The 23,157-nt window shown below is 58.4% G+C and carries 18 protein-coding genes; 7 read left to right on the top strand and 11 right to left on the bottom strand.

Annotated features, from left to right (window positions below):
• Positions 1-48: 48 nt before the first annotated feature.
• The gene (locus G518_RS0112960) at positions 49-1,026 is read right to left on the bottom strand and encodes a Bug family tripartite tricarboxylate transporter substrate binding protein (RefSeq protein WP_028602912.1); all 978 of its coding nucleotides are present in this window, start codon (positions 1,024-1,026) and stop codon (positions 49-51) included.
• Positions 1,027-1,202: 176 nt separating this feature from the next.
• Here G518_RS0112960 and G518_RS0112955 point away from each other — a divergent pair, with 176 nt between their 5' ends.
• Positions 1,203-1,856 carry a GntR family transcriptional regulator gene (locus G518_RS0112955; protein WP_156909378.1) on the top strand — a complete coding sequence of 218 codons (654 nt, stop codon included), beginning with the start codon at positions 1,203-1,205 and terminating at the stop codon, positions 1,854-1,856.
• A gap of 124 nt (positions 1,857-1,980) precedes the next feature.
• Here G518_RS0112955 and G518_RS0112950 read toward each other — a convergent pair whose 3' ends face one another.
• From G518_RS0112950 to G518_RS0112920, 7 genes are all read right to left on the bottom strand, one after another.
• Positions 1,981-2,991, bottom strand: coding sequence for an ABC transporter ATP-binding protein (locus G518_RS0112950; protein ID WP_028602910.1), 1,011 nt, complete (start codon positions 2,989-2,991; stop codon positions 1,981-1,983).
• Positions 2,992-3,008: 17 nt separating this feature from the next.
• Positions 3,009-4,046, bottom strand: coding sequence for an ABC transporter ATP-binding protein (locus G518_RS0112945; protein ID WP_028602909.1), 1,038 nt, complete (start codon positions 4,044-4,046; stop codon positions 3,009-3,011).
• Positions 4,047-4,075: 29 nt separating this feature from the next.
• Positions 4,076-4,969 (bottom strand): ABC transporter permease, encoded by an 894-nt coding sequence (locus G518_RS0112940; protein WP_028602908.1) that lies wholly within the window; start codon positions 4,967-4,969, stop codon positions 4,076-4,078.
• 26 nt (positions 4,970-4,995) lie between these two features.
• Positions 4,996-5,949, bottom strand: a complete 954-nt coding sequence (locus G518_RS0112935; protein ID WP_028602907.1) for an ABC transporter permease — start codon at positions 5,947-5,949, stop codon at positions 4,996-4,998.
• An 84-nt stretch (positions 5,950-6,033) separates the two neighbouring features.
• Positions 6,034-7,698, bottom strand: a complete 1,665-nt coding sequence (locus G518_RS0112930; RefSeq protein ID WP_036594501.1) for an ABC transporter substrate-binding protein — start codon at positions 7,696-7,698, stop codon at positions 6,034-6,036.
• Positions 7,699-7,766: 68 nt separating this feature from the next.
• Positions 7,767-9,119, bottom strand: coding sequence for an amidase family protein (locus G518_RS0112925; protein WP_028602905.1), 1,353 nt, complete (start codon positions 9,117-9,119; stop codon positions 7,767-7,769).
• Positions 9,116-10,069 carry an alpha/beta hydrolase gene (locus tag G518_RS0112920; RefSeq protein WP_028602904.1) on the bottom strand — a complete coding sequence of 318 codons (954 nt, stop codon included), beginning with the start codon at positions 10,067-10,069 and terminating at the stop codon, positions 9,116-9,118. The genes G518_RS0112925 and G518_RS0112920 overlap by 4 nt, the downstream gene beginning before the upstream one ends.
• 71 nt (positions 10,070-10,140) lie before the next feature.
• Here G518_RS0112920 and G518_RS0112915 point away from each other — a divergent pair, with 71 nt between their 5' ends.
• Positions 10,141-11,040, top strand: coding sequence for an IclR family transcriptional regulator (locus G518_RS0112915; protein ID WP_051236561.1), 900 nt, complete (start codon positions 10,141-10,143; stop codon positions 11,038-11,040).
• Positions 11,041-11,121: 81 nt separating this feature from the next.
• Positions 11,122-11,928 carry an aspartate dehydrogenase gene (locus G518_RS0112910; protein WP_028602902.1) on the top strand — a complete coding sequence of 269 codons (807 nt, stop codon included), beginning with the start codon at positions 11,122-11,124 and terminating at the stop codon, positions 11,926-11,928.
• An 11-nt stretch (positions 11,929-11,939) separates the two neighbouring features.
• On the opposite strand, the gene G518_RS0112905 is transcribed toward G518_RS0112910, so the two are convergent.
• Together G518_RS0112905 and fba are read right to left on the bottom strand one after the other, a co-directional pair.
• The gene (locus G518_RS0112905) at positions 11,940-12,842 is read right to left on the bottom strand and encodes a phosphoribosylaminoimidazolesuccinocarboxamide synthase (RefSeq protein WP_028602901.1); all 903 of its coding nucleotides are present in this window, start codon (positions 12,840-12,842) and stop codon (positions 11,940-11,942) included.
• 165 nt (positions 12,843-13,007) lie between these two features.
• Entirely contained in the window at positions 13,008-14,072 is a 1,065-nt protein-coding gene (fba, locus tag G518_RS0112900; protein ID WP_028602900.1) for a class II fructose-bisphosphate aldolase, read from the bottom strand.
• A 1,978-nt stretch (positions 14,073-16,050) separates the two neighbouring features.
• Between fba and G518_RS0112885 the strand changes: the two genes are divergently transcribed.
• Entirely contained in the window at positions 16,051-19,041 is a 2,991-nt protein-coding gene (locus G518_RS0112885; RefSeq protein ID WP_028602898.1) for a DUF11 domain-containing protein, read from the top strand.
• Positions 19,042-19,224: 183 nt separating this feature from the next.
• Here the strand turns inward: G518_RS0112885 and gcvA are convergent, their stop codons facing one another.
• Entirely contained in the window at positions 19,225-20,178 is a 954-nt protein-coding gene (gene gcvA / locus G518_RS34990; protein ID WP_051236557.1) for a transcriptional regulator GcvA, read from the bottom strand.
• Positions 20,179-20,360: 182 nt separating this feature from the next.
• On the opposite strand from gcvA, the gene G518_RS0112875 reads away from it, so the two are divergent.
• The 3 genes from G518_RS0112875 (at position 20,361) to G518_RS0112865 (ending at position 23,155) form a co-directional block, all read left to right on the top strand.
• A complete protein-coding gene (locus tag G518_RS0112875; RefSeq protein ID WP_051236555.1) occupies positions 20,361-21,152 on the top strand; it encodes a class II aldolase/adducin family protein in 792 nt (263 codons plus the stop codon).
• 148 nt (positions 21,153-21,300) lie between these two features.
• The gene (locus G518_RS0112870; protein ID WP_169457941.1) at positions 21,301-22,173 is read left to right on the top strand and encodes a Bug family tripartite tricarboxylate transporter substrate binding protein; all 873 of its coding nucleotides are present in this window, start codon (positions 21,301-21,303) and stop codon (positions 22,171-22,173) included.
• A 49-nt stretch (positions 22,174-22,222) separates the two neighbouring features.
• Positions 22,223-23,155, top strand: a complete 933-nt coding sequence (locus G518_RS0112865; protein ID WP_028602895.1) for an NAD(P)-dependent oxidoreductase — start codon at positions 22,223-22,225, stop codon at positions 23,153-23,155.
• Positions 23,156-23,157: the final 2 nt, after the last annotated feature.

Genomic DNA, 23,157 nt, shown 5'->3' with positions numbered 1-23,157 from the left:
TCCTCTGTGATGTCGAGTCGATCAAATGGTGGGAGACAAACGTCAGGCTTACTGCGGTTCGATGCCTGCCGCCTTCATCCAAGGACCCCAGCGCTCAGGCAAAGCCTTGACGGCGTCCGTGAATTGCTGAGGTGTCATGTTCACTGGCAGGTAGCCCAGCTTCTGCATCTGAGCGCGAAAGGCTGGCTGCGCCTGGGCCTTGGCGATCGATTTCGCCAACTGGTCAACCACGGCTTTCGGCGTACCCTTTGGGGCGGACAGGCCGTAGAAGCCCCCGAACACTAGGCCGTCATACATGCTGGATAGCGTCGGGACATCTGGCCACAGCGGAAATGGCCGCGTGCCAGTGTCGGCAATGGGCACTAGCGTGGACGCGCCAATGGCCGCAGCAGCGCTACCGTAATCAAGAAATGCAAAACTAATCTGACCACCCATCAGATCAGTGGTGATCTGCGTGATGTTCTTGTAGGGGACACCCAGAATATCAACCCCCGCGCGCGCCTTGAGGACCTCAGCCGGAATCCTTGATGACGATGCGTAGTAACCGAACGAGACCTTGCCTGGGTTCTCGCGTGCATGGGCAATCAGTGCGGGAAGGCTTTTCATCGAACTTTTAGCCGAAACCAGTGCAACGGATCCGGACGCCGCGATCATGCCGATGTGCGTGAAATCGGCCACCGGGTCGTATGTCAGAGACTTGTAGAGAAACAGGTTAGCCCCCAGGATCGACGTATTGGTGATGAAAAGCGTGTGCCCGTCCGGTACCGTGCTTTTGACGCTTTGCGCAGCCAACACTCCCCCAGCCCCGGGCTTGTAGTCCATCACGATGGGCTGAGTCAGGTCCCCCTGGATCTGATTGACGTAGAGCCTCGCTAATGTGTCTGCTCCTCCACCGGGCGCTGATGGCACCACCAGTTTGATAGGGCGGCTAGGCCAATCCGCGGCATTGGCTGCCAAAGCCGCCGCACCGAGTGACAGAGCGCAAAGCACACTGCGAAGGTCAAATCTCCAGTCTGTTCGTTTCATCCGTTTGTCTCCAATCTGCGAAAAACCTGTCGAGTGCCAGGGATGGACGCAAGTATGCCGCATGGTTAACCAGATTGTCAACAATTTGGTTTTCTATTTAGGAGGCTATATCTTTCCCAAGATCGTTGAGAATCGCTTTGATCACTACCAAGAACCACCGCAGTACACGAGAAGCTATGGCCACCAAGAAAACACCCGACGAGTACGGTCTGCTGAAAAGCATGATCTTGAGAGGGGAGGTCATGCCCAATGAGCGCCTCGTTGAAGCGGACTACGCACTGCGACTAGGCACCAACCGCGCCAACATCCGCAAGGCGCTGGCACGCCTAGAACAAGACGGCCTGGTGGTCAGTGAGCCGTTTAAAGGCACACACGTTCGACGCATCACGGAAGCTGAGGCGATCGAGATATTTCAGGTCCGTGGCGCTCTGGAAGCCATGATGGTGCCATTCACGGTGGAAAAGATGACTGCCGCACATCGCGTAACCCTCAAGGCACTCGCGCAGCATATGCGCGTTGCTTTGTCGCATGACGATGCCTTAGCGGTAGGCCGCGCCTCGCGCGCGGTCCGAGAGCAGATGTGGCAGATCTCGGAGCACAGTACAGGTACGCGTGTACTCAGCATGCTCAATTCGCAACTGGTCAGGGTATGGTTCCAGGCCATCATGATGCCGGGCCGAGCATCGTCAATCGTGTCCGAATTGGAAGCCGTGGTCGATGCGGTTGTTGCGGGATCAACCGACGCAGCGGTCAGCGCTATCCGCAAATACCACGAGTCCTCGATCACCGCATTGAAGAAGGCGATCGCAAACCGGTCTGCCAGCGGCTAGATCATTCGCCTCGCGCTGCCCTGGGATGATCGGAACTGGGAAACGATCACCCTCAGAAGGTGTGAACGCGCACAAAGCGATACCGGCCCATTCGCAGACGGCGTTCGACTGCCTTCCGAGACCTTCAACCCACTGCAACGGGGCCGCTCTCAGCCACAGCGTCTGTACGCAAGCAACGTGCCCAGTGCTGCGAAGACATATGCACTGGGGCAGGCTGAGCGCGACGGCAGCGCTCCTCAGCCCAGTTGCATCGCTCAGCAAAGGCACAACCCGCAGGCAAGGCCGCAAGATCAGGTGGCGCTCCGCCAATGGTTTCGAGCCGGCTGCCTGGTGCCAAGGCACCATGGGCGCGGCTCTTGAGCAAGGCCACTGTGTATGGATGGCGTGGTGCTCGGATCAGCTCGCGTGCGGTGCCCTCTTCGACAATGCGCCCGGCATACATCACGGCAATGCGATCAGCCACTTCGACCGCCGCTCCAATGTCATGCGTAACAAACAAGACCGACAGGCCAAGATCCCTTTGGAGTTCACGCAGCAGGAGCAGAATCTGAATTTGCACCGTGGCGTCAAGCGCAGTAGTGGGTTCATCGGCCAGCAGCACCTGCGGCCGGCAAGCCAGGGCAAGCGCAATCATGGCGCGTTGGCGCATGCCGCCGGACATCTCGTGCGGATAGGCTTGCAGCCTGCGTTCAGGGCTGGGAATGCGCACACGCTCGAACAGTTCCAGCGCACGCCGCTGCGCTTCAGCCTTGGAAACGGGTTCGTGCCGGCGGATGGTTTCGGTGATCTGCGCGCCAACGGTGTAGACCGGATCCAGTGCCAACAGCGGCTCCTGGAAAATCATGGAGACGAATTTGCCCCGGTAGTCGGCCAGCTCACGACCCGACATGGCCAGTACATCCCGGCCGGCCACGCGCACCTCACCGGTGACCTGGCTACGCCGGGGCGGATGCAGACGCAAAAGGGTGCGCATGGTCACGCTTTTGCCGGAGCCCGACTCGCCTATCAGGGCGACAACTTCGCCCTGGCGGACGTTGAGGCTGACGCCGTTGACGGCATGTACGGGTTTTCGCCCACCCGTGAACGTGACGTGTAAATCACTCAGGCGGATGAGAGGTTCTGTTTCGGTATTCAAGGACACACCTTCCGCATTCATGCCGGTAGCGCTTGTGGGTGGCCGCTACCCCGTTGGTGGATCAAGCAGGCAACCGACTGCTGTGCGCGCAGCACACGTGGGGGCTCGATCGTGGAGCAGACCGCCGCCGCATGCGAGCAACGTGGGTGAAATCGACAACCGCTAGGGGGATCGATGGGGTTGGGTGGATCGCCAGACAACGGCACTTCTTCGGTGCGGTGGTCAGGATCCATGGACGGCATGGAGGACAGCAATGCACTCGTGTAGGGATGTGCGGGTTGATCGAACAGAGCTTCTGACGGGCCGACCTCTGCAACCTTGCCCAGGTACATGACCATCACACGGTCACTGATGAAACGCACCACATTGAGATCATGGCTGATGAACACATAGGTCAGCCCGAAGTCGGACTTGAGATCCAGCAACAGGTTGAGCACCTGTGCTTCGACCGACTTGTCGAGCGCGGACACAGCCTCGTCCAGGATCACCATGCGTGGCTGCAGCGCGAGTGCGCGGGCGATGTTTACGCGTTGACGTTGGCCGCCTGAGAGCTCGTGAGGGTAGCGTTCGGCGAAGCGATCCGGTTGCAAGCCCACTCGCGCCAGCAGGTCACGCGCTCGCGCCGTGGCCTCGCGCGCCGACACACCATGTACACGCGGGCCGAAGGCAATCGAATCCTCTATCGTCAGCCGGGGGTTCAAAGAAGCGTAACTGTCCTGGAACACCATCTGCACCTGGCGCCTGAATTCCTTTAGCGGCAATTCGCGGCTGCCCACTACGCGGCCGTCGAACACCACTTCTCCGGCACTTGGCTCAATCAATTGCATCAGCAAACGGGCCGTGGTCGATTTGCCGCAACCGGATTCGCCAACCACACCCAGCGTCTCGCCTTTCATGACTTCGAAGTCCACGCCGTCGACAGCGCGCACCACCTTGCGCTGCCCGCCAAACAAGGAAGTCCCCTTGGTCAGCGCAAAGTGTTTCTTCAGTCCACCGACCTTCAGCAGTGGTTCCGCTTGAGGACCTGAGTTGTCACCGCGGGGATTCTGAGCCATGTTGGGCATTGATTCCATCGACATACGGACTAGCCCTTGTTGTCCATGGCCGCTCGCAGGCCGTCGGACAGAAGATTGAACGAGATCGACGTGATGAAGATCATCAGGCCCGGCAGTGCAGCGATCCAGGGTTGCACATAGATCGCCGTGCGCAAAGTATTGAGCATCAGGCCCCACTCGGGTTCGGGCGGCTTGACGCCCATGCCAAGAAAGGACAAGCCAGAGGCCAGAATCATCGACACAGCGATAAGGCTGGTGGAGTAAACGAAGATCGGCCCCAGCACGTTGCCCAGCACATGCTCGCGCACGATCAGAAAAGGCCCTGCACCCGTGGCGCGCGCGGCCTCCACATAGTCTCGTCCGCGCACCTGGGTGGTGACGGTCTCGGCAATGCGTGCGATTTGCGGAATGAAGACGATGGTCAGCGAAATCAGTGAGTTCAGAACCCCGGCACCCAGCGCGCCAGACAGCGCAATGGCCAGCAGCACGGAAGGAAAAGCGTAGAACACGTCGACCGTGCGCATGATCACGCTATTGACCGCGCCGCCCGCATAACCGGCAGCTATACCAATAGCCGAGCCGATCACGAATGCGCACAGCACCGGTGTGATGCCAATGAATAGCGACAGCCGCGCACCCACGATCAAGCGTGACAGCATGTCTCGACCCAGTTCATCGGTGCCCAGAAGGTGCCCTTCCGTGCCAATCGGTTTGAGCCGTTTGAGCATGGAGGCTTGATAAGGATCGGCTGGCGCGAGCCAAGGCCCGAACACAGCCAAGGCAATCAGCAGCAGCACTGCGATGGCAGCGCCTATGGCCACCGGGTCGCGCCGCAGCCGAAGCCAGACCGATGCCCAATAGCCGCGTGAGCGCTGAACCGGCGGCGCTTGCACGGTAGCGGGAGACGAGAGCATGGTGTCCATGTCCATGTGCTCCTTCAATGTAGTGACTAGGCCCGCTCGATCCGAGGATCGAGCAGGGTTTGCAGGATGTCCACCAGCAGGTTGAGCACCACGAAAAACATGGCCAGTACCAGGATGGTGCCTTGCAGCAGCGGCAGATCGCGCTGGAAGATGGCTGAATTGAGGAGGAAGCCGGTTCCAGGCCAGTTGAAGACGGTCTCGATCAGGATGGAACCGCCCAGCAGGTAACCTAGTTGCAGGCCCATGACAGCCAGCGCGGTGGGTGCGGCGTTCTTGACGATGTGGCGGAAGACGCCAAAGTGCGTGAGCCCTTTGGCTCGCAAGCCCAATACAAACTCCTGCTCAAGAATGTCAGCGACCAAGGCACGCACGGTGCGCGCCACAATGCCCATGGGGATCACGGCCATGGTCACCGCCGGCAGGATCATGAACTTCATCTGTTCAAAGCTCCAACGCGATTCGCCGGCTTCGCTGGAGCCCGCGCCCGAAGCCGGTAACCAGCCCAATAGCGAGGAGAACACAATCACCATCACCATGCCTAACCAGTAGTGCGGCACTGACACGCCCAGCACCGACACCACAGACGCCGCCCGATCGACCCAAGAATTGCGGAAGTAGCCCGCTACGAAGCCGAACAGGCAACCCAGGATGAAGCCAATGGCCATCGCGACCACAGCCAGGCGCAGTGTATGACCAACAGCCGTCATGACTTCATCCACCACTGGCCGGCTGGTGGCGATGGAAGTCCCGAGATCGCCTTGCAACGCGCGCCAGATCCAGCTGAAGAACTGCTCGGGCAGGCTGCGGTTGAAGCCGTAGAGCTCGCGCAGTTGTGCTTGCAGTTCAGCCGTAGCGTCCGGCGGGAGAACCGCTACCAATGGATCGCCCGGTGCCAGGTGCACCAGCGCGAAGCAGACCAGCGCGACGCCCAGAATGGTGGGCATGGCATGAAGGAGACGGCGCAGGATATAGGCGAGCATGGGCTGAGATGATGGACCAGAGGAAGGGCGGGAGCGGAGATACCTTGGAGGAGATCGCCGCAGCGCCGCCTTCTGCTTTGGGCTTTAGTCTTTTGTCATTGTGGCGATGTCGATATACCAGCTGCGCGGCTGCACGACGTTCTTGACCTTGGAGGACATCGCGCGCGGACCTACGTCGTGGGCGACGAAGATGAACGGTGCGTCTTCCACCATGCGCGCATGGAGCTTGCCCAGCGCGGCATCACGGGATTTGTCGTCGAACGAGGTTCGCGCATCAGCCACCAGCTTGTCGACCTCCGCGTTACCGTAGTAACCCCAGTTGTTCGAAAGTGGTGGGAAAGTCTTGGTAGACGAGAAACGCACCAAGCCAAAGAACGGATCCATAGCCGAGAAGCTGACGTTGGTAGCGTTCGCGCCGTGGGCCGATGTATCCTTAGGACCGAGGCGCCAGTTGGTGGACAAAGTGTTCCACTCGACCACGTCGAACTCGACATCAAAGTAGCACTGCTTGAGCGATTGTTGAACGGCTTCGTTCATCGGCAGCGGTTGCATCTGGCCAGACCCGGAAGCCGAGATCTGCACCTTGACCTTCAGCGGCTTGGCGGCGGAATGGCCTGCCTGCTGCATCAAGGCTTGCGCGGCCTTGATGTCGTACTTGATATCAAACTTCGGATTACCCCACCATGGGTGGCCAGGTGGAACCACACCTTTTGGTTCTGCCATCATGCCGCCCAACATGGATTTCATACCTGCGCGATCCACGCACAGGTTGGCCGCATGCCGTACCCGCTTGTCCGCCCAAGGAGATCCCGGGAGCATGGATAGCTGCCAAGGCCACACGTGCGGCTGCGCGTTCGAGTGAATGACGAAACCACGTTGCTTGATGACCGGCATGGAATCCGGCGCTGGGGCCTCAATCCAATCAACCTGATTTCCCAGGAGTGCTGCGGTGCGCGCATTGGCCTCAGGCATGGGCAACAGCACCACCTTGTCGAGCTTGGGCGTACGCTTCGGATCCCAGTAAGCCTTGTTGGCGACCAGTTCCAGCCGTTCGCGCGGAACCAGGCGTGTCATCTTGAATGGTCCGGTGCCCGACGCGTCTGCCGCGAAGGCGCTCCAAGCTTGCTTGGCGCGCTCAGCCGGATCTTTCACGCTGGCCGGCACAGCTTTCAGCTTGGCCTCCCAGTGCGAAGGTGATGCCATGAACAGGTTGATCAGGTTCATCGGCAAGAAGGAATCAGGCTCGGTGGTGGTCAACTCCACCGTGAGGTCGTCGATCTTGCGGGCCGACACCAGAGTGGGTATGCGTGACGTCGTCACCCCGACTTGGCTGGCATCAAAATGAGGTGCGGATTTGTCCAGGACTTTCTGAACGTTCCAGACCACTGCGTCGGCGTTGAAGGCAGCGCCGTCATGAAACTTAACCCCGGGGCGAAGCTTGAACACCCACTTGGTCTTGTCTTTCGCATCAACCTGCCAATTCGTGGACAGAGCGGGGATCAACAAGCTGGGGCCGTCGGCTTTGGACAGGTCCCACTGCGTGAGAGCGTCGTACATAGGAATGCCGGTGAAACGCGTTCCTTCCAGCCCCTGATCTGGTTGACCATGGGTGCGCGGAATGTCGCCAACGGTCATGGCAATGCGCAACGTCTTCTCCTGCGCGTGCGCTGTGTTCAATAGCGACAGCAAGCTGATCGCGGCGCCGGCGGCGACAGATTTCAGGGCTAGATGGCGAGGAATACAGTTCATGGGAATGCTCCTGGAGGACATGGAAGAAATGGATGGGGCTCTGACGTATGGAAGGAGAAAAAACCGACTCAACCGGAGCGCAGCTTGTCTTGCAATTGCTGTGCCAATCCAAGCAAAAGAGAGTCGCTCCCGGCGTTCATGCTGAGTGAAATACCCACAGGCAATCCGTTGGTCGCTTGGCCTGCTGGCAGGCTGAGCGTGGGCATATTGAGGTAGCTGCCCAGCATGGTGTTCTGCAGTACACGCGCGTTGCAGGCGGCGAACCAGGCGGCATCTTCATCAAGTGGAGCGATCTCAGGGGCCGTCATGCAGACCGTGGGGTATAGCAGCACTTCGCCTGCCGGCAAATCTGCTTGCGACCGCGCGAGCAGAGACACCCGCTGACCTTTCACCTGCGCCGATGCAGACTCGCTCAACTGTGCACCCAGTTTCATCCGTGCAGCTACCCGTGGGTCGACCAAATTGAGAGCTTCGCTTTGCAGTAGTTCGCGATGCACCTGTGTGGCTTCAACGGCGACAAGCGTGCCATGCTGATCGAATAGATCTCGCGTTTTCTCGAACACATCAAAGACACGTTCTACGACCTTCACACCTTGCCTGCACAGGAGCTCCAACACGCCTTCAAAGACGGTTTGTACTTCTTGCGTGTTGACTGCCAATGCGCGCCCTTTGGGAACGACGAAGGTCCAGTCGCTTAGCTCAATGGTTGGTGCGGACGCGCCTGTCAGCACGGCATCCAGCAAGCTGGCGTCACGGACATCGCGCACCAGCGGACCGGCTGTATCTAGCGACGGGGCTAGAGGAAACATGCCGCCCGTCGCATATCTAGCGTGGCTGGGCTTGAACCCCACGAGACCTGTGAACGCTGCCGGGACCCTGAGAGAGCCGGAAGTGTCCGACCCCATTGCGCACGGAACCCAGCCACGGATCACTGCGGCAGCACTGCCCGAGGAGGACCCTCCGACGATACGTGGCGTTTTCGGATCCCAGGGATTGACTGGCGTTCCGGCGAATGGATTGATGCCCAAGCCAGAGTAAGCGAATTCGCTAAGCCCTGTCTTGGCCACGCTGAGCACACCGCTGGCCTCCAGTTGGCGCACCAACGCAGCATCCTCGGTGCTTGTGCTCGCGTTCTTCCTGACGGCAGAACCACATTTAGTGACCTGGCCTGACATGTCAAACACGTCTTTCCAAACCATTGGGATGCCATCCATTGCGCTCAGCGGCTGCCCCTTGCGCCAGCGCTGCGCACTTGCACGCGCTGATTCACGTGCTCGCTCGAAGGTGAGCGATGCAATCACACCGACAGCACCTGCGCTCTCCTCCTGGATGCGATGAATGCAGGCTTCCAGCACCTCGATCGGATCCGTCCTTCGGGAGAGATACGCGCTGGAAACTCCCGCGATGGTGGTGATGGTCATGCGCGGACCTCCGCGGACGCAGCGTCCACGCAATGTGCGGTAGCCCAACTAGCCAACGCATTCGCGAACGCCGCTTCAGCGCCCATATACCAATGGTTGCCTGCCAAGATGAGACTATCGAAGGAGGGGGCACGCACGGCGCGCTTTTTCAACAGTGCCAACGCCGATGCCGTGCCGCTTTCGCCAACGATTTCTCCGTGCTGCCCGTACACCGCCAGAATGGGCACGGTGACTTGCTCCAGCGCAAGAAAGGCTTTGGTGGATTCCCGGCCGAAGAAATCGAACGTGTCCGCTGTGCTGGTGTCCTCAAAGCGATCCAGCAGCGTCTGCGCTGACACCCGTTGGCGCAGCAAGCCAATGACGCAGTCTTCACCCATTAGGCTGCGGCCCTGGTCTTGTGCGACCTTGCTGCGTGCTTCGGCCATGAACTCCTCGAACCGCTGCAGGCCATGCAAAGCTATAAATGCTCCCTTCAGATCCGGCGCGGAGGCCAGCACAAGGCCTTTCACACGCGCATCCCTGCGCTGAGCCAGGTAGTGGGTCACCTTCGAGGCGCCGAGGGAGTGGCCCAAAAGAATGATGGGCCCTGAGGTGCACTGTGCGGCGTAGTCGACCCAGGCCGCCAGGTCTCCCACGCTTTCCTCGAAGCGTTCATAGGCCGACCCACCCAATCGGTATTCAAGCAACTGGCCTTGGCGTGCCATGGAAATGTTGCCCTGCCCGCTGGAGGCGATGGAGAGCACATGAAATGCGCTCAAAGGAGAACGGGTTTTGAAGAACTCGAAGACAAAGCTGGTGTCCAGGTGACCGCTCAAGCCATGCAGGCAAAGCAGCACGGGCGCGTCGCTTCCGCCAGGCGTATGAAAGCCGCTCATCTCCACCCCGGCAGGGGAGATGACTCGAACCAGATGCCCTGCTCGGTCCCAAGTTACCGCTGTACTGTTGCTCATCGCTTTCCGTGCCGCCTGTTTTACTTATAGTCTCGAATTTCGGAACTATACTATCGATATTCGGAACTATTATGTTTTCTTGTCACAAGGCCGTCAAGAAAAACTTGCAGGTGTCCTTGCAAGACAGCCCAGGCCTTGTGCTTCAATCAACCATGGAAACATCGACTGACCCCAAATCGCCAGCTGTCCTGGAGAGACAACTGTTGATCCTGGAATTACTCAGCCAACATCCCGAGGGGCTGGTGTTCAGCAAGATGCGGGAGACCCTGGGGCTTCCGAAAGCCACGCTGCATCGTTTGCTGAGCGGCCTGCTTCACGCTGGGTGCCTGGAAACCGATCCCCCGCCCAGCGAAGGCGATGAGGGCTCTTCGGCACGGCGCATCTATTGGTTGGGGCCGCGCATTGGGCGCTTGCTGGGAGCTGCTGCATCTCCCAATCGCCTGGCCACCCTCTCCCAAGGCATCTTGCGTGAGCTGGCCGAGCAGTTCCATGAAACCGCTTTCCTCAGTATGCTGCGCGGCACGAAGATCGAGAGCATCATGATGATGACGCCGCCAAGAGATTGGTATGGCTACGTCAACCCAGGGCATCTCATGCCTCCGCATGCTGCGGCATCGGCCAAGGCCATCCTCGCCTTTCAGCCCGACGAATTGGTTCGGCAGATCTGCACGGAACCGCTCCCCGCGCTGACGCCTAGAACGCTGACTTCATTGGATGCGCTGCGAGCCGAGCTGGAGAAGGTTCGACGCACCGGCATCGCGTGGTGCATGGAGGAAATTGACCGCGGACTCATCGCGGTGGCTGCCCCGGTTCCCCTGGCCCAGGTGGGCGTGATCCTTTCAGTCTCTCTGGTGGGGCCCACGGACCGCATGAAACACAGCGACAAGGCCGCCATGACCCAGGCACTGAAGACGGCCGCCAGCCGCCTGGCCACCCTTTATGCCGGACAACTCAGTTCGGAAGTCTCGTGACTCCAGAGGTGTGGACGGCAAAACGAGCGCTGGCTGCCCACACTCCTGGGCTCCCGCTCAACTATCGTTTTTAGGATCATGATGCAATCGATCGCCCTCATTGGATATGGCGGCACCGCCCAGACCGTCGTGCAAGAGCTCACGAAGGCTGCAGGCAACGCAGGGCCAGACATTCATGTTGTCGTCCGGCCTGGCAAGGTGGAGCAGTACAGGAACATGGTCCCACCTATGGTGCAGGTCATCGACAACCTGGCTTGCCTGCCGGAGAACGTTGGGCTTGTGATCGAGACCGCCGGGCACTCAGCCGTCTCCATGTATGGGCACCAAGTACTGTCTAGTGGGCGAGATTTCGGTTTGATCTCATCAGGCGCGTTGGCCGATGAAACGCTGTTGGAACAACTCCGGGCCGCCGCCTTGGAAAGCGGCAAGCACCTTCTTGTGTTCAATGGCGCAGTGGCCGCCATCGATGCCATCACGAGTGCCAAAGCCGCCGGCTTGCAGTCACTTTGCTACACGGGCATCAAGCCGGCCACGGCGTGGGAAGGAACGCCTGCCGCTGAACAGTTCGATCTCGGTTCTCTGACGGCACCCACCGTCATCTTTGAAGGCAGCGCCCGCGAAGTGGCCCTGGCCTACCCCAAGAACGCCAATGTGGCCGCTACCGTGGCCTTGGCGGGGGTAGGAATGGAGAACACCTCGGTTCGACTTATCGCGGACCCGCATGCCACGGTCAATCGCCATCGCTTGGATGGGACCAGCGCCCTGGGTCGCTTCGAGTTCGAGACGGAAGCACGCCCATCGGCTTCCAACCCCAAGACTTCCAGCAGCACGGCCTTCAGCATCCTGGCCTACCTTCGCGGCGGGCCGAACGCACTGCGCCTGACCTGAAACCTGGGCTCTTAGCCAGTCAGGCGTTCCATAGCCTCGCGGTATTTGCCCGCGGTGCCTTCAATCACTGCTTGCGGCAACGTAGGTGCTGGTGGTGATTTTGCCCAGGGCTTGCCGTCCACTTGCGCCTGCTCCAGCCAATCCCGCAGGAATTGCTTGTCGAAGCTAGGTGGATTGCTACCTTCTTGATAGCTATCGGCAGGCCAGTAGCGGGAGGAATCCGGTGTCAGCACTTCGTCCATCAACACCAACTCACCAGCATCGTCCAAGCCGAATTCGAACTTGGTGTCTGCAATGATGATGCCTCGCTTCAAAGCAACTGCGGCAGCGCGCTCGTAGAGCTGGATGCTGATGTCACGTATCTTCCCTGCCAACTCAGGGCCAATCATCTCGACCGTGCGCTCGAAGGTGATGTTCTCGTCGTGCTCGCCCACTTCCGCTTTGGCGGCGGGTGTGTAGATGGAATGCGGGAGCTTGCTGGCGTTTTTCAAACCCTCTGGGAGCGGCACACCGCAGACAGCCCGGTTTTCCTGATATTCCTTCCAGCCACTACCGGCCAGGTAACCGCGCACCACCGCTTCCACAGGAATGGGCTTCAGGCGTTTCACCAACATGCTGCGCCCAGTAACTTGCGCCACCTCATCAGCCGACACCACGCTCTCAGGCGCATCGCCGGTTAAGTGGTTGGGCACAATGCCATCCAGCTGTTCGAACCACCACAGCGCCATTTGCGTGAGCAACTCGCCCTTGCCCGGGATGGGCTCACCCATGATGACATCAAAGGCGCTGATGCGATCACTGGCGACCATCAAGATACGGTCGTTGCCCACAGCATAGTTATCGCGCACCTTGCCGCGCGCGAGCAGTGGCAGGCTATGCAGGGTGCTGGTATGCAGAGAGGTGGCGGTAGTCATTCAGATCGTCCTCGGGATTGGATTGACAGGACCTGGGAGTCGTCATTCCCGCCTGCACGCGGGGCCGGCCATCCGGGAATGACGAAGCTACCTGGCGTACGTCCTGATCAAAAAAAGCTGCGGGCACTTCATAGAAGCACCAGCAGCTATCGCATTGAGCAGTTCTTAATTCACCTGCTGGGCCAACTCACCCTTGGCGTATTTGTCAGCCATCACTGAAAGCGACATGCCTTTGACCTTCGCGCCCTGGCCTTCGCATCCGAATTCCAGGTAGCGCTGCTTACAGATGGCCTTGGCAGCTTCACGTGCGGGCTTCATCCATTCACGCATGTCGAACTTGTCAGGGTTTTGAGCCTGGAACTGGCGTACCGCCGCGGTCATGGCCAAGCGGACGTCTGTATCGATGTTGATCTTGCGCACACCATGTTTGATGGCTTCTTGAATCTCAGACACCGGCACCCCGTAGGTTTCTTTCATCTTGCCGCCGTACTGGTTGATCAGGGCAAGCAGATCCTGCGGTACAGAGGACGAGCCGTGCATCACCAAGTGGGTGTTAGGAATGCGCGAATGGATTTCCTTGACGCGGGCAATGGCCAACACGTCACCCGTGGGTGGGCGCGTGAATTTATACGCGCCGTGGCTGGTACCAATGGCAATGGCCAGTGCATCGAGCTGGGTAGCCTTGACGAACTGAGCGGCTTCCTCAGGATCGGTCAGCATCTGGTCATGGGTCAATTTCCCTGCTGCGCCGACGCCGTCTTCTTCACCGGCTTCACCCGTTTCCAGGCTTCCCAGGCACCCAAGTTCGCCTTCCACTGTGGCGCCCAGCTTATGGGCCATGGCCACGACCTGGCGCGTGACTTCAACGTTGTAATCAAAATCTGCAGGCGTTTTGCCATCCGCCCTGAGCGACCCATCCATCATGACCGAGCCAAAGCCCAATGCGAGAGCGCCTTGGCAAATTTCCGGGCTGGTGCCGTGATCCTGGTGCATGACCAGAGGAATGTGCGGGTAGGCTTCTGCGGCGGCGGCGATCAAATGCTTGATGAAGCTCTCGCCCGCGTACTTGCGCGCCCCTGCGCTGGCCTGAAGAATGACTGGCGCGCCCACCTCGTCAGCGGCGGACATCACTGCCTGCACCTGCTCCAGGTTGTTCACGTTGAAGGCAGGGATGCCGTAAGTGTTAGCTGCTGCGTGATCGAGCAGTTCGCGCATGGAGACGAGAGGCATGGTGGGATTCGTCGAGGAAAAGATGGAGAAAGGGCTAGGACAACATCAAACCCTGCGGAACTTGGCATTTTACCTTCCGTATAGATGGGCTTGGTCATGCACCCTGCGACCTCGCCGGAAGCCAGCCGCCGAAGGCCCCGTATCCTCCGCCGCACCAAGCTTCTCTCAGTTTTTGACGGAGTGGGTGCCTCAATGGATCGAGACGAAGACACAAGGCCACCTTGTACACCCGGCGGGATTTCCGTCCAGGGCCTCTGGCTTAGAGGATGAGCTTGAGACATTTTTCACACTCTGCACTATTCATGGTTGTTAGCAGAGAGAAGTGACGGCAATTTGTAAAGAACTCACTGATAATAGGTTAGATATGTGATTTAATGTTACATGACGCTGAAGTTGAAGACATCACAGCACGACTTTGACTGAGGCGCGCCCCCAGAGTAACGGCCTCTCAATGCAGTAGGAGGTGCCGGGTAGATAGTTCGGTTGCGCATTGCCGCTGACGGAGGTTCTACCGTTTACACCGCCCGATTTATATGGGTACGCAGGTGAGGGGCTCCATATCAACCGGTAGGCTGCGCAATCAGGAGCGGATTGCGCGCCAGCCCCAGGACAGCAGCCCCATTAGACGGGTCTAACAAGGAGAGTGGGAATGCGCGGATTCCGGTTAATAAATATTTTTTCGATAATTCGAAAAATTCATCTCAGCCATAGAGCTTTCTACAGCGCTGTTCTAGCTACCCTGCTATTTAGCAGTGGCCTTGCACATGCGGCGGTAGGCTCGATTTCGGTTCAGCAAGTGACGGCTGTCACACAAGAAACCGGACGCACTTTTACCTACTCCGTTAATTTCACCTGCAGCCAGGGAAGTAGTAGCGACCCAAGTTGCAACAACTTGGTCATCTCCATACCTTTGGCAACTCCCGTATCAGATTGGGTAAGGACCTTCACCTCACTGCCCAGCGGCAGCACCACCAGTTATGTGGGGGGAAATCTGGTCATCACGCTACCCCCTTCGGTCAACACATCTGGTTCATCAGTTGCCTTCTTGCTCAACCTGACTCCACCGAGCAATACCACTCCCAACAACACCTCCTGGAATATACAAGCCAGTATGACTGGCTCTAATATCACACCAGTCATATCTGAAACCAGGTCATCGACAGCGACTGCCTCTTTGCTGTTTCAGCTTCTAAAGCATACCAATGGCAATGTTACCGGCACTGCAGCGCGCATTGGCGATACTATTACATTCTCTATCACGGCGTATTGCGATATCCGAGGCACAACCTATGGGGATTTGTATCTGGATCAATTTCAGATCGTTGACACGCTTCCCAATACCGTAAGTTACGTTTCATCGAACCCACCAGGCCAGTACGACCCGGTGACGCGCAGAGTGACCTGGAATGCGTCCGTTCCCCCATCAGTCAGCCACCCGCTGAACTCGTCATTTCCCGCCAATTGCCAAGCTGCAGGTGGAGGAATTACAGTCAACCCCGCAAGCGTTTACACGATCACGGCGAGAATTAATGACGGAACCGAATTACCGCCAGGAACGGTCGTGCCGGCTCCTTCAGGGCTTATAACAAATAATGTCACCGCAAACTACAGCGCTATCGATAGTGCGGCTACTGAAACTAAAAATGCAAGCTCCAGCCTGACCGCCTATTACGATCCACCGCCAGTTGGCAATATCTTAAGTAAAATCGCCTCAGTCCCACTCCCGGGAGCCCCCAATTACACATACCCCGGAAATTGGAATACTGGCGCGCCGAGCAGTCTGGCTTCGGAAGCGTTCTACGTCATCAGTACCAATGTAGCTAGCTTGCCCGTTGGTTATCAGTATGAAATTTATGATCCGATGCCATGCCTTAGCAATTACAACAGCAGCATCGGACGTTATTCATCTCTTCCCATAGCAAATTTAGCGGCCAATCCATTCTCTAATATCTGTACAAGCCCCGCATTTCATCCTGAAATGTTCACTGTCAGGCCGAGAAATATTGCAGGTTATCCCACTTACGGTTATGGCGTGGCGTATGCCGCAGGTTGGCGCCCCATTGCGGTCTTAACCAACGGTACGCAAGTTCCATTGAATAGCAGCAATCCGGCTGGGTTCGGCCTGGAACTGGAATTTCCAATTCCAGCGGGTATTGCCGGAACGGTGGCCATGATTGTTTACCCCAAACACCCAGCCATCTCCTCTTTCCCAGAGCTATCCAGCCTGGGTCTTATTCAGTATCAATCCTGGATCTATGGTTACGCTGACGCCCTGACCGCAAACAACCTGCTCCCTAACCCGGGAGGATTCAGCCGTGTCACAGTGTTGAACAGCGCCAATCTCCGCGCTTTTTGGCAGAACGAAACCACCGCTCGTCAACAAACAAGCCCTGCCAATGCCAATTTCGCCGTTCAACGGCCTGAGAAGCAGATTGGGATATTCAAAAGCTTTACTGGCGCCTCTGGATCGAACAGCCCTATTGGCCTACATGACCCTGCGGGTGCCAATGGCGGCCCCTACACAGGGCTCTCACTCAATGCTTCGGTCCTGTCCCCTGAGCCGATCAACAGCGAAATCATCATTACAGACTTGCTGCCCTTGGGCATGTCGGTCCCGGATTTTTATAGAACCAATCCCGCTGATCCTGGCAGTGCATTCAAGCCAACCATACGCGTTCGCATTAACCAAGGTATTACCACTTTCCTGGTACACCACCTGGAAGCGCCATGGACCGTGATTGACGACTACCTGGGCACAGGCCGGCAGTTGATACGCATCACGGTGCCTCCAAACCGGCCCGGCATGCCTTCTCCGGGCCCGACTTTTCCAGTGGGGATTGCTCAGTTCACGGTGCTCACTGACCTGACATCGCGCCCCTTGGGCACGCCTGCGCCTAACAACAGTAATAACACCACACCGATTTACTTGCGAACTGTGGTTCAACCAGGGAGCTATGAAAACACGGCCAAAATACATGCGCCTGGCCTGGAAAATCTTTCGACAACCTGCCGTCATCTCTCCAATGTGACGAATACCTACAGCGCAACGGACCCTCTCAACGAAAGTGGCGCCGGTACCAGTACGCCCAATTGCCAAGTGTCCATTAGCGTCCCACGTCCGGGTACAGGTGCGGGTTCATACGACATCGACAAACAAGTTCGCGGCAACCTTGACGCCATCTATCAAAATTTTGGCGATTCCGGTCACCTGTCGCTCACCGGCGGTTCCGCTCGTTATCGCATTCGCTGGACCAACACAGGCGGCACAGGCTTGCAAAACGTTGTCTTCTACGACGTTTTGCCTGATCTAGGTGACTCGCGCACGGCCAGCAGCGTAGCTCGAAACAGCCAATTCCCGGTGATTTTCGCTGGCATGGTCACTCCGTTGCCAACGGGTGTGACGGTGCAATACTCGGGATCAAGCAACGCTTGCAGAGCAGATGTCTATCCCACTCAGCCCGGAGGATGCGTCAATAACTGGGTTACCAACCCGGCATCAGTGGCTGGTGGGATCGCCGGTGTGAAAGCGATCAAGGTCACTTCCACTCAGCTCTACACCGCAGGCAGCTCGTTTGCGGTGGAGTTCGACGTCACGACCGGAACGCGCAGCCGCGGACAGATGGCCTACAACAACGCAGCCGCCGTCGCCGCCTATACCAGCGGTGACAGCATGCTGCCCGTGGACGGGCGTCCGGTGGGATTGCGCGCCACGGATGACAGCCAGCTCACCATCAGCAAGCTGGTTGATCGAGCTAGAGCATCTCGTGGCAACACATTGACTTACAGCATCACCGTAAGCAATTCCGGCCCTCTACCCGCGATTGGTTTGCCCGTCTCGGATACGCTCCCCGCTGGTTCGGTGTTTGTGTCAGCCAGCGATAGCGGGGTTCACGATGCTTCAGCGGCGGGTGGAAACGTCAGCTGGGTGCTCAATTTGGCTGCAGGTGCCAGCAAAACCTTGACGGTGACCGCTACAGTCGCGGATACCGCTGCCCTCAACGCGGCCTTGATCAACTCGGTAGGGCTGACTAATCCTTCAGCGGGTTTCCAGGCCCCTGTCGTAGGGAGCCCATGCCAGGCAGACGCCAACCGCTCCTGTGCCACAACCATGATCGAGCAGTTGGTCGATGTCTCTGGGCGTGTTTATGCCGAATCCAGTGCACCACCCAATACCGTCGATGATGGCTCCGCTGTTGATCCTGGTGTGCCGGCGCAGACCGTCACCCTGACCTGCACGGTTCCCGATGTCGGCCCGCTCACAACCAGCACAGACAGCAGCGGCAACTTCACTTTCGCCAACGTGCCGGCCCAGGCATCTTGCCGCCTCGTCACCACGCCACTCGCGGGCTATCAAGCAAGATACACACAGACAGGGCAGACAGGTGATCCCGCAAGTGCAGGCCCGCTCAACACCACAGTCGCAGGAAGTACCAGCGCTTTGAACGTCGATATCGTGGTGCCGCTTGCCGGCTCCGCAGGCAATCTCTTTGCATTGACAGCGGTGGCGGACATGACCAGCGCAACCACTTGTTCACCTTCCGTAGCCTTCTTCGGTAGAACTGTGAGCTGTACCGTAACCTGCACCAATACAAGCGACAGCACGACGGCCACCAACGCTTTCTGCAGTGTGCCCAATGTCAGCAGCCTGCCTGGGAACCCATCGCCGAATTGCAGTGCGCCGACCAATCTCGCACCGCTTGGCAGCCTGACTTGCACTGTCGTCTTTACGATGCCAGTCGGAAACACAGACAGCATCAGCGTCGTGGGTGGTACTGGCGCAGACAACGACAGCAACGGCGGCACAGATCCAGCGGCTGGTAATAATCCATCCAATGTGTCGGTCACATCCGGCGGCCCATCCACCGTGGAGCCAGTTCCGGGCTTGGATAGGCACGGCCTGCTGCTGCTGTTGAGTGCGATGATCTTCGTGCTGTACCGCCAGCGGCGGCACTTGGGGCATCGTCAATAAACTGAACCGTGAGAATTTGGGCGCCCTCGAATGCTGGTTGGCCAAGCGATGGCTGACCCCACACCATCCTGCTCCAGAGGGTTTGCCGAAGCAGGCCTGCGCCTGCCCTAACTGACGAATTCGACAGGAGCTTACAGCCTGCGCTGGCGTGTCGGTCACGCACGGCGGGCCCCCTTTACCGGGTCATGCTGGCGACTCTCCTCTGCCGTCGGCGCGCGCATGGCTCGAATCAAGCAAAGGCACGATTGGTGTCCCACAGAGGCTCTGCTCCAGAAGCCACTCTCTGAAGCGTACGATCTTATCGTCGTTGACTGTTTCTACCGGGCAAACGAGGTGATAGCCGCCCGGGCGGTCGAGGGTAAACGGATAAGGCACAACCAGCCGTCCCTCTGCGAGATCCCGCTCGACGTACTTGACCTGTACAAGGGCGACGCCGAGCCCTTCCAGAGCACATTGGTACATGATGGTGACATCTTCAAAATACATATCGTTTTCTGAGGGCTTGCGTGTCGCGTCCATTGCACGCAGCCAATCCTCCCACTGAGCTCGTCGTCTCGAATGCAACATGGGCAGGCTCAACATGTCCTCCAGCGAACACGGCTTACCGAGTTTTGCGGCCAATTTGGGTGACACCACGGGGATCAAGGCATCGGCAAAGATCAGATCATTCCTGCATCTCTCCCACGGACCGAGCCCATACACGATGCCCAAATCGACGTTGTCGCGGGTGAACTCCACCGCCTCCACGTGGGTCGTCAGACGGATCTTGATATCCCTGTTTTTTTCCTGGAAGTCCGAGATCCTTGGAATGAGCCATCGCACGAAGAACGTACCGTAGCCGCGCAGATTCAATACCTGATGCGAGCCGGTCGTCATCACATCTTGCGTGGCTTGCAAGATTTTCCCCATAGCTGTACCCAGCGCCGCGGAGTAAATTTTGCCGCCGGGCGTCAGCAACAGCCGCTGCCCGTGCCGCTCGAATAATGAGAATCCGAGCCACCCCTCCAGGCCCTTGACCTGATGACTAACGGCGCTCTGGGTGATGTTCAGCTCTTCGGCTGCTTGCGTGAAGCTCAGATGACGCGCCGCGCATTCGAAAACACGCAGCGCATTGAGTGGAGGCAGGGTTGTCGGCATGTCGTAACGGAGGCTCCGACGATATTAGTTTTTCTCATCCTAGCCTGAAAAATGATCGCTGTATAGCAAGGGCCCCCCGGGCTACGATTTGCGCATGCCCCCTGACGAGCACGCTCACCGTCGCAGCCCTACCGGCTATCGCGGCGTCGGTCAGATGGCCGCCATCAATACAGGAAAAGAACTTGTCAAGCTATTCAACAGATTTCAAATGTGTGCGCGACGACGTCAGCCCGGAGGAATGGCAGACACGAGTCGAGCTGGCCGCCTGCTACCGGCTGGTCGACAGGTTTGGAATGACAGATCTGATCTACAACCACATCACAGCAAGGATTCCGGGCACCGAGCATTTGCTGATCAATCTGTATGGATTGCTCTACAAGGAAATCACGGCATCGAGCCTGGTCAAGATCGAACTTGCTGGAAACATTCTTGCAAAGCCTGACACCGACTACGGTATCAACCGCTCTGGCTATGTGATCCATGGCGCCATTCACGAGGCACGTCCCCAGGTCCAATGTGTGATCCACACACATACCCGGGCCGGGATGGCCGTGGCAAGCATGAAATGCGGACTGCTGCCACTGACACAGACATCGATGCGCTTCGTCGGTCATATCGGCTATCACGACTTCGAGGGACCGGCGATCGACCTGGAGGAGCGCGTGCGCCTGGTGCGCGACCTGGGTTCGCACGATGCCATGATCCTTCGCAACCACGGCTTGCTCACCTGCGGTGCAACTATTCAGCAGGCGTTCAACACCCTCTACCAGTTGGAGATGTCCTGCCGCGCGCAGGTCGACACCATGGCCGCGGGTACCGAAATAACGCTTCCCGCCCAAGAGGTACTAGAGCTCACCGCGCATCTGTATCAGCCAGGGACCCGGCGCCCCTACGGGGTGCTTGAATGGCCGGCAATGATCCGCCTGCTCAATGCGGAAGGCCGAAGTTCCGGTTTTCCGCCCTACGACGCATAACAAAAAAAACCAGGAGACAAGCATGCATAACCAGCCTAGAAGGCGCAGCAGGCGCATCCTTGCCCACAGCGCCATATTCAGCCTTGCATTCCTGGTGGCAGGACCAGCCGCCGCACAGGAAGCCTATCCCACCAAACCCGTCAAGATCATGGTGGGCTACGGCCCGGGCGGCACCGGCGATCTCACCGTTCGCCTGGTTGCGCAAAAGCTCGCTGACAAAACGGGGCAAGCATTCGTGATTGAGAACCGTCCCGGCGCTGGTGGCATTGTGGCCTCACAAATCGCACAACAGTCAGCGCCTGACGGCTATACGCTGAACTTTATTGCGGCCGGCAATTTCGCCATGACGCCTTCGTTGTTCAAGTCCCTGCCCTTTGACCCGGTCAGGGATTTCGAGATGGTGTCGCTCATCGGCACCTTCGGCTTTGCGCTTGCCGTCGACAGCAATTCCAAAATAAATGATGCAAGAGACCTGATCGCCCAGGCCAGGGCCAACCCCGGCAAACTTTCGATCGGGACCATTTCGGTTGGCAGCGCCCAATTCCTGGCGGCGGAAGTGTTCAAGTCGATGGCGGCAATCGACGTCACCATCGTTCCGTACAAGACATCGGCCGATGTCATCCGCGCGGTGCGCGCCGGCGACGTTCATGCCGTTTTCGAAACCATTGCGCCGGTCATTCCACAAGTCAAGGCGGGGGTGATGCGCGTCCTTGGCGTAACGGAGGAGCAGCGCTTCTCGGGTCTGCCCAACGTACCCACGATTGCAGAAAGCGGTCTGCCGAACTACGCGATTACTGGTTGGAACGGCATTGCCGCTCCTGGCAAAACGCCGCGTGAGGTCATCATGAAATTGAACGCGGAAATCAATAACGCCGTCGCGCGACCCGATATCAAACAGAAATTTATCGAACTGGGGGTGACCGCCAGGGGCAACACACCGGAACAGATGCAGGCTCTGCTGAAGAAGGACATCGCCTGGTGGCGTGACGTGATCGGGAAGGCCAAGCTTGAGAAGCAGTAAGAACGTGTTCTAAGAGGCCACCTCCCACATCATCACCTTCACCTCACCCATGAAAATCTACATTCTTGACGCCTTCCATGAAGCCGGCATTGCACTAGCCAGACAACACGCCGAGGTCGTCTGCTGGCCAGACCCGGCTATCAGGAACTGGCCCGAAGACGCCGACGGGGTGATGGTGCGCATGACACCCATCACCGCTGAAGAAATTGCCCGAGCTAAACACGTCAAGGTGATATGCAAGCAAGGCGTAGGGGTTGACACGATCGCATTGGATGCGGCCAAAAAGCATGGCATCCCTGTTTGCCGCACACCCGGGGTGAACAGCGAGGCCGTAGCGGAAATGGGTTTTGCCCTGGCACTGTCGGTGACGCGCCGCGTGACACGCTTCGACCGCATGCTGCGGGCCGGCGACGAGATCGTGCGCCCGCAAAATCTGGGCATTGAAATGTATGGCAAGACCGTTGGCATTGTCGGCATGGGAAATATCGGCTCGCGTACCGCCCGCAAATGGCTGGGCGCCTTTGATACAAAAATTCTTGCCTACGACCCGCATGCCCCGGCTGACAGCTGGAGCGATATCGCGCACACCCGGGTAAGCAGCCTGCAGGAATTGCTTCCCCATGTAGACCTGCTCACTCTGCACCTGCCATTAACGGAGGAAAGCCGCCACCTGATCAGCCGCGACGAACTGGCGATGATGAAGCCAGACGCGGTGCTGATCAACGTCTCGCGCGGCGGCATCATCGATGAGCAGGCCCTCTATGAGTCGCTAAAAAAGGGCCACCTGTTTGGCGTCGGTCTCGACGTATTTGAGGTCGAGCCTCCGCCCGCGGACTATCCATTGCTGTCCCTGCCGAACGTAGTGGCCACGCCGCACGCCGCCGGCGGCACACACGACACCCAGAGGATAAGTTCTCTACAGGTCGCGCAACAGGTGCTCGATGTATTCAACGGCAAGCCACCACCCAACCGCGTGGTCTGAAG

This window comes from Ottowia thiooxydans DSM 14619, assembly GCF_000422885.1.
Taxonomy (GTDB): Bacteria; Pseudomonadota; Gammaproteobacteria; order Burkholderiales; family Burkholderiaceae_C; genus Ottowia; species Ottowia thiooxydans.
Note: the sequence above shows the minus strand (reverse complement) of the source record. Positions and strands in the feature narration are given on the sequence as shown.